At 43.8% G+C, this 13,971-nt stretch carries 11 protein-coding genes; 5 read left to right on the forward strand and 6 right to left on the reverse strand.

Going from position 1 to position 13,971, the window contains the following annotated elements; translation table 11 throughout:
* The first annotated feature begins 135 nt into the window (after window positions 1-135).
* The 5 genes from ACE5CV_RS03285 to ACE5CV_RS03305 all read left to right on the forward strand — a co-directional run bounded on the left by ACE5CV_RS03285 (window position 136) and on the right by ACE5CV_RS03305 (window position 8,280).
* The gene (locus ACE5CV_RS03285) at window positions 136-1,095 is read left to right on the forward strand and encodes a rhodanese-related sulfurtransferase (protein ID WP_374948728.1); all 960 of its coding nucleotides are present in this window, start codon (window positions 136-138) and stop codon (window positions 1,093-1,095) included.
* Between the two features lie 315 nt (window positions 1,096-1,410).
* On the forward strand, window positions 1,411-4,407 hold the full coding sequence (locus tag ACE5CV_RS03290) for a SusC/RagA family TonB-linked outer membrane protein (RefSeq protein WP_374948729.1): 2,997 nt from the start codon (window positions 1,411-1,413) through the stop codon (window positions 4,405-4,407).
* Between the two features lie 12 nt (window positions 4,408-4,419).
* Window positions 4,420-5,955, forward strand: a complete 1,536-nt coding sequence (locus ACE5CV_RS03295) for a RagB/SusD family nutrient uptake outer membrane protein (protein WP_374948730.1) — start codon at window positions 4,420-4,422, stop codon at window positions 5,953-5,955.
* Window positions 5,956-6,047: 92 nt separating this feature from the next.
* Window positions 6,048-7,421, forward strand: coding sequence for a glucoamylase family protein (locus tag ACE5CV_RS03300; protein ID WP_374948731.1), 1,374 nt, complete (start codon window positions 6,048-6,050; stop codon window positions 7,419-7,421).
* 61 nt (window positions 7,422-7,482) lie between these two features.
* Window positions 7,483-8,280: a prolyl oligopeptidase family serine peptidase gene (locus tag ACE5CV_RS03305; RefSeq protein ID WP_374948732.1), complete on the forward strand. Its 798-nt coding sequence runs from the start codon at window positions 7,483-7,485 to the stop codon at window positions 8,278-8,280.
* A 58-nt stretch (window positions 8,281-8,338) separates the two neighbouring features.
* Here the strand turns inward: ACE5CV_RS03305 and ACE5CV_RS03310 are convergent, their stop codons facing one another.
* From ACE5CV_RS03310 to ACE5CV_RS03335, 6 genes are all read right to left on the reverse strand, one after another.
* The gene (locus ACE5CV_RS03310) at window positions 8,339-8,626 is read right to left on the reverse strand and encodes a hypothetical protein (RefSeq protein WP_374948733.1); all 288 of its coding nucleotides are present in this window, start codon (window positions 8,624-8,626) and stop codon (window positions 8,339-8,341) included.
* A gap of 231 nt (window positions 8,627-8,857) precedes the next feature.
* Window positions 8,858-9,310: a hypothetical protein gene (locus tag ACE5CV_RS03315; RefSeq protein ID WP_374948734.1), complete on the reverse strand. Its 453-nt coding sequence runs from the start codon at window positions 9,308-9,310 to the stop codon at window positions 8,858-8,860.
* A gap of 182 nt (window positions 9,311-9,492) precedes the next feature.
* Complete coding sequence (locus ACE5CV_RS03320; RefSeq protein ID WP_374948735.1) at window positions 9,493-9,861, reverse strand: hypothetical protein; 369 nt, start codon at window positions 9,859-9,861, stop codon at window positions 9,493-9,495.
* A 9-nt stretch (window positions 9,862-9,870) separates the two neighbouring features.
* Window positions 9,871-11,394 (reverse strand): hypothetical protein, encoded by a 1,524-nt coding sequence (locus ACE5CV_RS03325; RefSeq protein ID WP_374948736.1) that lies wholly within the window; start codon window positions 11,392-11,394, stop codon window positions 9,871-9,873.
* Window positions 11,395-11,546: 152 nt separating this feature from the next.
* Window positions 11,547-12,308, reverse strand: coding sequence for a phosphosulfolactate synthase (locus ACE5CV_RS03330; RefSeq protein WP_374948737.1), 762 nt, complete (start codon window positions 12,306-12,308; stop codon window positions 11,547-11,549).
* A 165-nt stretch (window positions 12,309-12,473) separates the two neighbouring features.
* Entirely contained in the window at window positions 12,474-13,877 is a 1,404-nt protein-coding gene (locus ACE5CV_RS03335; RefSeq protein WP_374948738.1) for a tetratricopeptide repeat protein, read from the reverse strand.
* Between the last annotated feature and the right edge of the window lie 94 nt (window positions 13,878-13,971).

The following is a 13,971-nucleotide window of genomic DNA, read 5'->3' on the forward strand; positions in this document are numbered from 1 at the left end:
GGAAGTTGACGGTGTAAAGTTAAAGGTTGAAAGTTTACCCATATCTTAACTTTACACTTTCAACTTTATACTTTAAACTCTAAACCTTATCTTTGCGCTTCATTTAACACCGTTTGCAGCGGTATCAATGATGTTATGACGATATACAACACACTCCTTTACTATTGTTATGCAACTATAGCCGATGGCGAGCAGTTTGCTGCCGATCACCTCAAATTTTGTAAATCCCTTGGGTTAACCGGGCGTATCATCGTAGCTGACGAGGGCCTTAACGGAACCGTATCGGGCACAGCCGAAGCATGCAAAACCTACATGGATACGGTACATGCCGACGAGCGCTTTGCCGGCATCGATTTTAAGATAGACGAAGTTGCCGAGCCGTCGTTTGTAAAGATGCACTGCCGCTATAAGTCAGAGATTGTACATTCGGGCCTGCGCGATCCTAATATGATCAACCCGCAAAAGCAAACTGGCAAGCATTTGGAGCCCAAAGAGTTTTTAGCAATGAAAGACCGCAATGATGTAGTGATATTGGATGTGCGTTCTAACTATGAGCACTCTTTAGGCAAATTCAAAAACGCTGTTACGCTTGACATTGAAAACTTTCGCGATTTCCCGGCAATGATCAACGAACTGGCACAATACAAAGACAAAAAGATCCTGACGTATTGTACCGGTGGCATCAAATGCGAAAAGGCTTCTGCACTGCTCCTGCATGAAGGTTTTAGCGATGTTTATCAGCTGCATGGCGGCATCATCAAATACGGTAAGGAAACAGGCGGCGAAGATTTTGAAGGCAAGTGCTATGTATTTGACAATCGCCTTTCCGTTGATGTGAACAGCGTTAACCCGGTAGTGATATCTACTTGCCGCAATTGCGGTAACGTTACGCCTAAAATGATCAACTGCGCTAACCCGGAATGCAACGAACACTTTACACAGTGCGATGATTGCGGCACCAAAATGGAAGGTTGCTGTACTGATGCCTGCCAGGCACACCCACGTAAACGGGTTTATGATGGCACCGGCTATTATGTAAAGACACCGCAGCCTGTTAATACCGCTAAAAAAGGTGTTGTTTCATTAGCCGAATAAAAAAATCTTAAATTTCCTTTCAAGTTCACGTTGCTAAATTGATTACCGATTTCTTAACAACAAGCAATCAATTTATAATTACGGCAGTGGCCAAGCAACTTCATTGAAAATATTACGGCTTTTTAAAGAAGTTTAAAAAGGCGTAATGTACCCTTTACACCCTCAGAACGCGGTTTTTGCATCATTTTACAAAACTTTTTAAAGGCAATTGCGTTCTACCCTTCATATCAATGCCGGGAACAGTAATATAAATCAATACTCCTACCGGCGCTACATTTTTATTTTTATCTAAGTACTACTTAACATTTAACCACTATGAAGAGAATCTCTACAATCTCAGGGTTGATGCTTTTGTTATTCTTTTTTACCACCGCTGCTTTAGCGCAAAACGTTACCCTAAAAGGTAAAGTTACTGATGCTGCTACCGGCGAAAGCCTTATTGGCGTTAGTGTGGGTATAAAAGGGACAGCAAATGGTGTCCAAACCGATGTTAATGGCGCCTATTCAATTTCGGTACCATCAAACGCAACCTTAACATTTAGTTACATTGGCTATACCAGTCAGTTTGTACCGGTTAATGGCCAAACCACTTTAAACGTTTTGCTAAAAGGCGAAGCTAATGAATTGAAAACAGTTGTTGTGGTGGGCTATGGCACACAACGCAAACGCGATGTCACCGGCTCTGTCGCCAGCGTAAATGGCGATCAACTTAGTAAACAACCAGTACAAACACCAACACAAGCCTTACAGGGTAAAGTTGCCGGTGTGCAGGTATTATCATCAGGCCAGCCTAACTCGGCACCTATACTGCGTATTCGTGGTACAGGATCTGTACTGGCAGGTGCTAACCCACTTTATGTGGTTGATGGTGTGCTTACAGACGATATCCGTAATATTAATAATGCCGACATTGTTAGCCTTGACGTTTTAAAAGATGCATCTGCGGCTATTTACGGTGTGCGTGGTGCAAACGGTGTGGTGATCATTACTACCAAAAAAGGCAAAAGCGGCCCGGCAGTTGTTAGCTATGATGCCAATGTTGGTTTCCGTGAAATCGCCAGCCAGATCCAGTTAGCAAACAGGCAGCAATATGTAGATTATCTGAGCGTTGCCAGCCCAACTAAAATTGCCAGTGACGACAAATCACCATTGACCATTCCGGGTACTACTAACTGGGCAGATGCAATATCCCGCAAAGGGTTTTACACCAATCACAATGTGTCGATAGCAGGTGGCGGCGACAAAAGTACTTACTTTATCAGCGCTAACTATTACGATGAAAACGGTGTTATCAAAACCAACAACTTCCAGCGGTTCTCTTTACGCGCAAATAATGATGTAAAAATTTCCGACAAATTACGCTTCAGCGATCAGTTATCGCTAACCCGTGGTGCGGAACAGGGTGTTGATATCGGTGCCATTTATGGCAACGTGTACCGTGCGGCACCAATCATCCCATCAATTATCAATGGCAAATATGGTAATACATCTGCATGGAGCAACGTGGGCAACCCATTATTGCAATTAGATAAATCGAACAGGTTTACTTTAAACAACCGTGTGCAAGGTAACGTAGCGTTAGATTATAACCCTGTAAAATGGCTAACCTTCCACTCTGCCTTTAACCTGGATGCACGTTTCAATAATCAAAAAAATTATAGCTATCAGTTCGAGGCAGACGGTAACACCTTTACTGTGGGAGGTGGTAACCAACGCCAAACCAACAGCTCTTTATTTGTACAAAACGATAACTCGTACCAATACCAGTGGGATAACACCGTAACCTTCGACAGGACTTACGACAAGCACCACTTTACTGTGTTAGGAGGTGTGGTTACAGAAAAAGCCCGCTCAAACTTTATTAATGGAACGCGTATAGATGTCCCTGCCAATCAGGATCAATGGTTCCTGGATCTGGGTAACCCTGATCTTAACGCATCTAATAATAACAACGGATCGTTGTTTACACGCCAGTCGTACATTGGCCGTATTAATTACGATTATGCGAGCAAGTACCTGTTATCAGCCTCTATCCGCCGGGATGGCAGTTCTAAATTCAGCGAAAAATATGCAACCTTTTACACAATAGGTGCCGGCTGGGCCATTTCAGAAGAAAGTTTCGTTAAAGGCGGCATTTTTGATAATTTGAAACTCCGTGCCAGCTATGGCGAGTTAGGAAATGATAATATTGACCCATCGTTATTTATCGTAACGGGCTTGCCTTACCAACCTTATTATTTCAATAACGGCACCCTGGCAAACGGTACCATTATACAGGATATTAAAAACACCAACCTTAAATGGGAAACAACCAAACAGCTGGATATTGGTTTAGATTTCGGCTTTTTAAATAACCGTTTAAGCGGCGAGTTTGATTACTACGACAAAAAGGTAAGCGACGCGTTAACCTACGTAACGCTTCCGGGTATATTGGGCGACCCGGACAACCGCTTTATTACCAATGCGGCATCGTACCGTAACCGTGGTGTGGAGTTTGGCTTACGCTGGCGTGATAACATCAATGATCATTTATCTTACAATATTGGTGCGAACATCAGTTACAATAAAAACACTATTACCGGTCTTAACGGCGGCCAGGCGCTTAACGCCGGCGGGGCAAACGGCCAAACCATTACCCGTACAGATAATGGCCAGCCAATTGCCAGCTATTACGTACTTAACGCTATCGGCGTGTTCCAAAACGCTGCCGAGCTTAACGGTGCGCCAACAAACACTTACGAGGCTAACCACGTAGGCGGTTTAAGGTACCAGGATGTAAACGGAGATAATAAGATCGATGCTAATGACCGTATTTATGCCGGCTCTTATCAGCCTAAATATTTTGGTGGCTTTAATTTTGGCATTAATTACTACGCATTTGATATCAGCGCTGATTTTTACGGCAACTGGGGCAACAAGATTTATAATGGCAAAAAGAATTCAAGAGGTACTGCCAATGATAACATCGAGGCTGCCTATGCCGATGCCCGATTTACCACTGCAAGGCCATCATCAACAGACCCTGACGTGATATCACAAAGCACACCGCCATCTACTTACTTTATTGAGTCGGGTGCATTTTTAAGGTTAAACAACTTAACATTAGGTTATACCCTGCCAAAGGCTTTGCTTACACGTGTGGGCATTGCTAAATTCCGGATGTTTTTAACCTCGCAAAACCTATTTACAGCAAAGCGTTATAGCGGTTCATCACCAGAGTTATTCAATACCGATATCCTATCGGCCGGTATAGATGCTACCAACTACCCTGTAACACGCACTTTTGCATTTGGTGTAAATGTTCAATTTTAACGCTATTGAATCATGAAAAAGATATATAAAAAACATTCAACACTGCTGTTTATCTGCGCGGCAGTTATAGCAAGCACATTTAGTGCATGCAAAAACTACCTGGATGTACAACCCCAGGGACAGATAACGCAGGATCAGATTGCTAACGACCCTGCACAGGCTAAAAACCTGGTTACCGGGATATACAATGTATTTTACATTGGTGGTTTCGATCCGGATATCGAAAGCTTTCAGTTTGTGATCATGTCTGATATCGCATCGGATGATGCCGATAAAGGCAGCTCGCCAACCGATTACGGCGACGCTTTGCAAATCGATAACCTTACCACTTCTGCTACAAACGGCGTGGTAAATAACGTTTGGACGGGTCATTACCAGGGCATTGCACGCGCTAACCAGGCACTGGATAAGCTGAACGCGGCCCAGTTTGACGCGGCAACTAAAAATGCACTGATTGGTGAGGCAAGATTTTTAAGGGCTTACTTTTACTTTAACCTGGTACGTTTGTATGGCGGGGTGCCCTTACTGGACAAAGTACCTTTGCCTGCCGAAGCTAATGACGATAAATATCAAACACGGGCAACTGCCGAGCAAATCTATAACTTCATTATCGGCGATCTTGATTTTGCAGCAAGTAACCTGCCGGATAAAGGTGCTACAGATGTAGGCCGTGCAACCAAAACTGCCGCACAAGCATTAGAGGCTAAGGTTTACCTTTATATGAAAAATTACCAGAAAGCTTTTGAACTATCTAACGCGGTAATTACCAGCGGTAAATATTCTTTGGTTAACGATTACTCGCTAATATGGCGCCAGCGCGCTGTAGGCGGCGACGGCGGCAACAACAACGCCGAATCGATATTTGAGATCCAGGCGGGCATCAACAAAAACTGCTCCGCCGGTATCAATCTGTATACCGTATCGCAAGGCCCGCGCGCAGGTGGTAAGTTTGGCTGGTCAGATCTTGGCTTTGGCTTTAACAACCCATCGCAAAGTTTAATTAACGAATACGAGCCAAATGATGTGCGCAAAGCAGGTACCATTATAACCATCTTACCAAACGGTACCCGCTTGTTTGACGGTTTCCGCATACCAAGCCGCGACTCGGTAGAAAATCCTACCTACAGCTATAAAGCGTACCATAGCCGCAGTGCCGAAGACAATTGCGGCGGCAATACCGACAGGTTGCCAAAACAGGTACGCGTATTACGCTACGCAGATATTTTATTGATCAACGCCGAAGCAGCTATCCAGATTGGCAATACCGGTGCGGCAAACACTGCTTTAACCGCCGTTAGGGTACGCGCCAAACTTACACCGGTTGCACCTACCTTGCAAAACGTTTGGCATGAACGCCGCGTTGAAATGGCCGAAGAACACGACCGCTTCTTCGACATCGTTCGCCAGGATGCCGTACAGCCGGGCCGCGCAGCAGCAGCGTTTGCAGCACATGGTAAAACATGGTCTGCCAGGAATGCACTGTTCCCTATCCCGCAAACACAAATTGATTTAAGCGGGGGACGATTAAAACAAAACCCGGGTTATTGATTCTGAAAAGAACTAATTTTGACCGAAAATTTAAGATTGTCCGTCCCCTACCGGGCCGGACAATCTTTTTTCTGAAAAACTGATTTTTACAAATGAAAAAGCTATTGTTATCCGCCTGCCTTATTATGTTAAGCGCTTATGGCATGGCGCAAAAAAAAGGATTAAATCACCCGGTTAAACCCAACTTCCCCGCCGATTACATTAAACCGGTAGGAATTATCAAAGGGCTAAATGACAGCGCTTTGTTAGATGTGGTGCAGCGCCAAACCTTTCGTTACTTTTGGGATTTTGGGCATCCCGTAAGTGGTATGGCCCGTGAGCGCAGCAACCGATCTTTTGATTATGGCGACGAAGTGGTTACCACCGGCGGCACCGGTTTTGGTATTATGGCACTGATTGCTGCAGATCACCGCAAGTTTATTCCGCATGATAAGGCGGTTGACAGAATGGTAAAAATCGTAGAGTTTTTATACCGGGCCGATTCTTATCACGGCGCTTTCCCGCATTGGCTTAATGGTGCTACCGGTAAAACCATCCGCTTTGGCCGCCGCGATGACGGTGCCGATATTGTGGAGACCGCTTACCTGTTCCAGGGCTTACTTTGCGCCCGCCAATATTTTAAGGCAGACGATCCTAAAGAGCGCCGCATCCGCGATATGATAGGCTGGATGTGGAGCGAAATGGACTGGGCATGGTTTACCCGCGATGGGCGCGACAACCTTTACTGGCACTGGAGCCCTAACTATGGCTGGGCCATGAACTTCCCTATCCGCGGATTTAATGAATGCTTGATCACCTACATTTTGGCTGAATCGTCTGACCGCTCGCCGGTGAGTGCCGATATATATGATCGTGGCTGGGCACAAAGCGATTTCTTTAAGAATGGTAAATCATTCTATGGTTATAAGTTGCCCCTGGGTTTTGATTTTGGTGGCCCGCTTTTCTTTTCCCAATATTCATTCCTGGGCCTAAACCCGAAAGGACTTAAAGATAAGTATGCAGATTATTGGGAGCAAAACCAAAACCACACCCTCATTAACAGGGCGTACTGTATAGATAACCCTAAAAAGTTTAAAGGCTATGGCGAAAATTGCTGGGGTTTAACCGCGAGTGATAATTACGAGGGTTACAACGCACACTCGCCTACAAATGACTTGGGGGTAATAACACCAACCGCCGCACTTTCCGCATTTCCATACACGCCCGAGTATTCGATGAAGGCGCTTCGCCATTTCTACTATGACCTGGGCGACAAGATCTGGGGCGAATACGGCTTTACTGATGCCTTCAGCGAATCAAAAGACTGGTATGCCAAATCGTACCTGGCAATAGATCAGGGGCCGATTGTTGTAATGATAGAAAATCACCGGTCGGGCTTGTTGTGGAACCTGTTTATGAGCTGTCCTGAAATTCAGCGCGGACTAAAAAAACTGGATTTTAAAAGCCCGGCCCTGAGCAAAAATTAACGGCAGGTCATAAAAAAGGCTAAATTGCGTTATCCATAAACATCAACCTTGATAACACAACATGACGCTTAAAAAATTAGTGCTAATAGGGATGCTGGGTGCAATGCACCTGGCATTTCCTTTTGTAACACAGGCACAGGTAAACGGATCGTTTGACCGTGGCAGCTTCATCAGCAAAAAGGATACGCTGCCCTACCGCATTCTATTCCCTCAGCACCTTGATCCGAAAAAGAAGTACCCGCTGATATTTGTATTGCATGGTGCCGGCGAACGTGGTAATGATAATGATGCCCAGATCAAATACGGGCCCAAGCTGTTCCTTAATGACACTATCCGGCAGAATTACCCGGCAATCGTCATCTTCCCACAATGCCCAAAAGATAGCTACTGGAGCAACGTAAAGATAGATACCGCCGGCGGCAAGCGCATATTTAACTTTATTGAAGGTGGCGACCCTACCCGCGCTATGAGTGCTTTAATAGGTTTGGTTAACCAGTTTTTAGCTAAACCTTATGTAGATAAAAAACAGGTTTATATCGGCGGATTATCTATGGGCGGGATGGGTACCCTTGAAATATTGCGGCGCAAACCAAATGTATTTGCGGCAGCATTTGCTATATGCGGCGGCGATAATACCAACAATGTTAAAGCCTACGCCAAAAAAACGCCTCTCTGGATTTTCCACGGGGCTAAAGACAGTGTGGTGCCGTTCACCCATTCAGAAGTGGTAGTGGCAGCGTTGCAACAGGCCGGTGCCGAACCTAAATTCACCGTTTATCCTAATGACGATCATAACAGCTGGGACGATGCGTTTGCCGAGCCGGGATTGATGCCGTGGCTGTTCTCACACAAAAAATAGTTAAAAAGGCCGCTTAAATGCGGCCTTTTTAATTATTGATAAATATTTGTGCAGGCTATCAGATAACCGGGTTGCCGCCTGCAACATCCTCATCGGTAGCTGTGTCGCCGCCTGCCGTTTCTTCTTCAGTAGCACGGGCGGTTTCGGCTGTTGTTGCCGATGACGGCTCGGAGTCGCTCAGTGTATCCTGAATGCCATCCATATTAGCTACTGAACCGTTAGCACCATCAGTATTCACTACTTTGTCCGATTCCTCAGTATTGGTAACCACATCCTGTTCGGCATTATTAGTTTTTGGGTCGCCGGTAGGCTCTGGTGTGGGGAATTTATTTTCTGGTGTGCTCATAACGTTGTTTTATTTAAAAGATCAACACATGAGGTAGGAGGTTGTTTGGAGAAAGAGCCCGCCGGTCAGGGATTACCATTTCGGTCAAACAACTTTTAATATTATTTCAACTAAAATTCTCATTAGTCCAGGTTTAGCTTTAGCTTACTTCGACCAATGCGGGTTTTTACCTGCTCCCGGCAGCGGCGCTGCCGAGAGCCCCAGCCGCTTTTACCTACGCCCCATTGACAATTAAATAGTAACGAAGAAACTTAATGAACCTTTATCGATATAAGTAAATGATATCAATCGATCCTGTTTGAAGTAAAAATAAACAATAGCCTTATTTTTGATAGACAGTATCATTATATCTCTATAATCATCCGTATTGAATATTTTTTTATCCCCTTTAAAGTTATCATATTCAAAAATCTTATAATCAGATGAAGCAAGTATTTTACTGTTTGCGGTTAACTTACCAATCATAGCAGTTACTACTGTCTCTTTTTTTTCCTTTGGAATGGTTTCATTAGGGGCTATATACATATAATTGTCCATAATAAAACGGGTGTCTTTTTTATCCTTAAAAACAGCGGATATAAACGCATGAATGGTTGAACTCCGTTTAACAAACAGATCCTGAGCTGTGGCTAAATTGCTGCAAAAAACAATTAGTGCAATTAAAGTGATAATTGGCTTTTTCATGGGCATGTTCCTGATTTATTAGGTGCGTGGCTTTGTCCCTGTGAACGTATGGTACCTGTTGGTAGAGTCATATTTCGACCAGTTAGGGACTGACAGGGTTATGGTTTAAAAATATTACCTTTATGGTATTAGTGCTTTGTAAGGGCTTACCCTTGCTGGTGTACGCTTGCAATAGCAAGAGGTTAAGAGTTTATTAACTTTTTTAAATTAATCAAAGTGATAATCCACACAATACCAAAAGGGATTAAAAAGATTGCTATTCCTCCACCAACAATCATATACATAAATATAAATATTGCTGGTATAATCATAAACAATTCTTTAAAATATTTGTAGCGTGTAAATAAAATCAAGCACAACACACCCGCATGGAAAATTAGTAATAGTATCCATGCGGTTATTTGTATTTTAGTTAGTGTTCCCGCTTTAATAGAGAAGATAACACCATTAAACTCGTATTTATAGATAGCTTCCCAACTATTACCTAAAGGCATGCCTGATATAAGGGATAACACCATCATTAGTATTATATGCCATTTAATTTTATTCATAATAAATAGTTAATTACAGGGTCCATGGCTTTGTGGTGCTGCCCCCGTTGTTGTTGTTGCCCCGCTTAAATTTTTCAAAACTTGTCCAAAATCACCTGGGGTATTACTGAATGAACCCCTTGATTGGCTTGGTAAAGTTGCCCCGGCAACAGTCATCCAAGATATCGCAGCATCTGTACAATTGCGTTCTGTACCAATCATATTAGACAATGTATAATTAGATGTTGCATTATCCTGAGATAGTCTTGCAAGAGCTGCGTTGAATTGTCCAGCATTTACATTTAAAGCGTAACTAACATTGTAAGGATGTCCGCTATCATCTTTTATGATTGCTTTAGATGAAATTCCTAACCCGCCCGGATAAAACCCCATAACTTGTTTTACTGATGTTCCGTCGGTATTATTTTTTTCAAACCCTACAAATGTGTGTCCAACATTCAATGTTTGCCCGCCAGGTGTTATAAATTTTATTCCTCCGCCTGCAACATTTACATCTGTAGACCATTGGTCATTGTGTCCCGGGATTGGCTGATCGACATATATGGTTAACTTATAACTGCTTGCTGTTTTTCCATCAGTAAAACACTTTATATAGGATGCTGGATCAATTTTGGGTTTTGGATCAGCTTCAGGGATTGCTTCTGCTATGTCAGTAGGCGTTATGGTAGCCCCGCCCCCGCCTCCCGGTATAGGCAGCTGCACCATAGGGCCGTTATCCGGGCAGATAAGCACATAGCCTACAAGGTCATAACTGATAGTACAGTTGCTACCGTCATACTCGCCATTAGTGAACCAATCTGTACAGTATGCGGTTATCCAGTTAGTTGCCGCGTACTGGCAAGGCTGTGGTGCTAAAGTATTTTCTTTTATACTATTAGTGGTTTGTGTGCTTGTTGCCGGGGGCTGTGCCGCCGATACCACGCCGGTAGCAGCACCGTTTATATATTTATAGCCGCTAACCAGTTTGCCCTGCAGCGTATGAAAAAGCATCATACCGCTGAAATCCGCCTCTTTATGCTTAAACGTATTCAGCGAAAGTTTAGTGCTGTCCGGCGTTGATCCTGCATCAACGGTTATCGTCATTACATAAGCACGGAAATCGCCTGTTTTGCTTTTGATGATCAACAGCTTAGATATACTTTCCGGGTGCTTGAGGTCATACTTTTGCTTTTTTGGCCCCTGTATCAGCATTAATCCGGCCTTGTTAATTGCCGGCAGCTCCAGTACCTGCTCGCCATCCTGCTCAAAGGCCAGGGCATTATCCCATAGAGGTGCAAGTATGCGGCTCAGGTCAATACCATCTGTTGCGCCATTACCCATAGCAGCAACGCGGATATCGCTGCCCGCCGGGGCCGGTTTACAATTGCTTTCGTACCAAAGGCGGGCGGCGGATACTTTTTGCGATTGTACCGCTGCATCAGTTTGATGCATTTCTTTTTTACAATTTTGAAATACAATGGCTACAAGCGCTATCAGGATACATAGCCTGGCGAACGATTGGTGTTTCCTATTAAAGAACAAGGCTTTCTTCATAGCTAAATTCTATTGGCTTGGTTTAGGTACCGGTACGGGGTTTAACTTTAATTATGGGCAAGTTAATATGTCAAAAGCCTTTATGCAATACGTATTTCTACGCATTTTCACAATCAGGTAGTTATACGCTAAGGGCCGGAGAAAAGTTCCCGTTACTTCTTTAAAAAATGCTCAAAGGTATCGCTCCTGATACCCAGGCGCAATGTTTCTAACGGGATAATATCTGCCGGTGCAATATTACCCAGGCTTACATTAGCTCCAATCAGTTTGATAAACCAAACCTGCTGGGCCTTTTGCGGTGCTTCCCATATGATGGTTTCTTCGGGGATCTGTGTTAGTATCTCATCAACCAGGCCCTGTCGCACTTCGCCGGAATCACGGTAAATGCCTACGTTACCACTTTCACGGGCTTCGGCAATAACCTTCCATGAACCGGCCTCGATCTCGGCTTTCATCAGTGCGATCCATTTATAGGGTGCAAAGATCTTCTGCACATCTTTTGATCCTACTTCTGATATCACGGTGATCTGCTTGCTCAACTTGCGGATGTATTCGCATTTTACATCATGCTCTATAGTGATTGATCCGTCAGATACCTCAGCGTATTCCATCTGGTATTTATCCAGGATACGGCAATAGTCATCAAACTGCCCGCGTACGATCATCGCCTCAAACAAAGTCCCGCCGAAATAAACAGGTAATCCGGCTTCTTTATAAAGTTTTAATTTGGCAGCTAAATTCGGGCTCACGTAGGAGGTTGCCCAACCTAATTTGATCACATCGGTATAAACAGCACCCATTTCAATAAAATCCTCGGCCTGTCGCAGGCTTAAGCCTTTATCCATTACCATGGTTAAACCGCTATTGCGTGGCTTGGCTGTTCGTTCCGGAAGGTCATTGATGTGGTAGTTCATATATCAGGTTATAGCTTATAACTAAAAGTATTACTGCGGCAAAGGTCGGTAATGCAGTGCAGATGTGCAAATTTCAATGCCGCATTTACAGCTGCTTAAACTTTATCAAAAAAAATGTGCAGATGATCGTTTCACCTGCACATTCGTATTTTAATGTCGTAAAATTTACTTGGTATATCTGTTGATGATATCTATGATCACTTTGTTTTCCTGCAGTTGGGGCAGATAATCAAACAGGATGAAATGTTTCTCCGGATCAGATGTCAGTGCCATTTCCAAATATCTCAGTGCTTCATTAAACTCGCCTTTTGCAAACAGATAGGCAACCATACGGTAATAAAGTTCGGCTGCATCCGGATTGTTCTTTATCGCATCTGATATGATCTCGATGGCATCAACCAGGCGTTGTTGCTCATATAATATTGACGAATAATCCAACCAGGCGTCAACATCAAGCGGGTTTAGTTCTACCACTTTTTCGTAAGCACGTTCGGCTTCCAACAGGTGCCCTAACTTATATTCGGCATCGGCAATGGCAAACCAGTAGTCGGCATTGGCAATATCCAGGTCTAATGCTTTTTTATAAAAATGCAGCGCTTCAAAGTATCGTTCTTCAAAATCAAGCGTTACGCCAATTCCAAACCAGGCATCTGCCAGTTTAGGATCCATCTTAACCGACTTTTTGTAGAAGGAACGGGCCTCGTCCATCTGCTCTAGTTTTTCGTAACACTCCCCAATAGCACAGTAAGTATCGGCATTAGGCTGCTCGTACTCAAACGTCTGGCGGTAAACCTCAATTGCCTCTGCATATTTTTCCAGGTTCACCAAAGCGTTACCCTTGTTAAAGTAAGCCGATGCAAAGCTGTCTTTGATCAGGATAGCGTAATCATAGGCGTCAATCGCCTTTTCAAACAGGCTCAGTTTAGTATAGGCATTACCTAAATTGTACCAGGCAGCATAGCTATAAGGTTCGTTATCAATGTAGGCCTGGTAAAACTGCACACTCTCCTGCTGGTTATCCAAAACATCATAACAAAATGCCAGTTCATACAAGGCATCCTGGTTTTCCATGTTTTGTTTAAGGCAAAGCTTAAGGTAGGTAATAGCGGTATCATAATCGCCCATGTTTTGATAAACGTAGGCAATGTGCAGTAAAATTTCGTCGGTCTCTTCGGCAAGATCGAGGGCTTTTTCGTAGTTCTCCAGCGCCTCGGTATTTCGCTCCATACTTTCGTATAAATTACCCCGGATAATATAAATATCGGCGTCGCTGGCTTCTAACATAGCAGCTTTATCTAATGCCGCAAACGCTTCGGTAGCGCGATTGGTAACTACCAGTAACTGGGCTTGTTTGATGAGGAAAACAGCCGCAAAAGGGTGCTGATTACGGGCATATTCAGATACTTGCAGTGCCTTGGCCGGATCGTTCTTTTCGATATAGTAGTCGATGATGTTCTCAAACGCCTGCGCGTCAAAAAAGTACTGATCATGATTGCGAATCATCTCTTCGTACCGTTCTACCGAAAACTTTGGATCTTCGGTAAAACCAAATTCAAATTCTTCTTCCATTCAAGTTTATTTGCAGAACACCATTTAATACCTTGACAGACGGTTACCGGCAAGGTTTAATCATGAGTTCAAATTACAATATGTAAGCATCTGT

It is taken from the genome of Mucilaginibacter sp., assembly GCF_964263795.1.
GTDB lineage: Bacteria > Bacteroidota > Bacteroidia > Sphingobacteriales > Sphingobacteriaceae > Mucilaginibacter.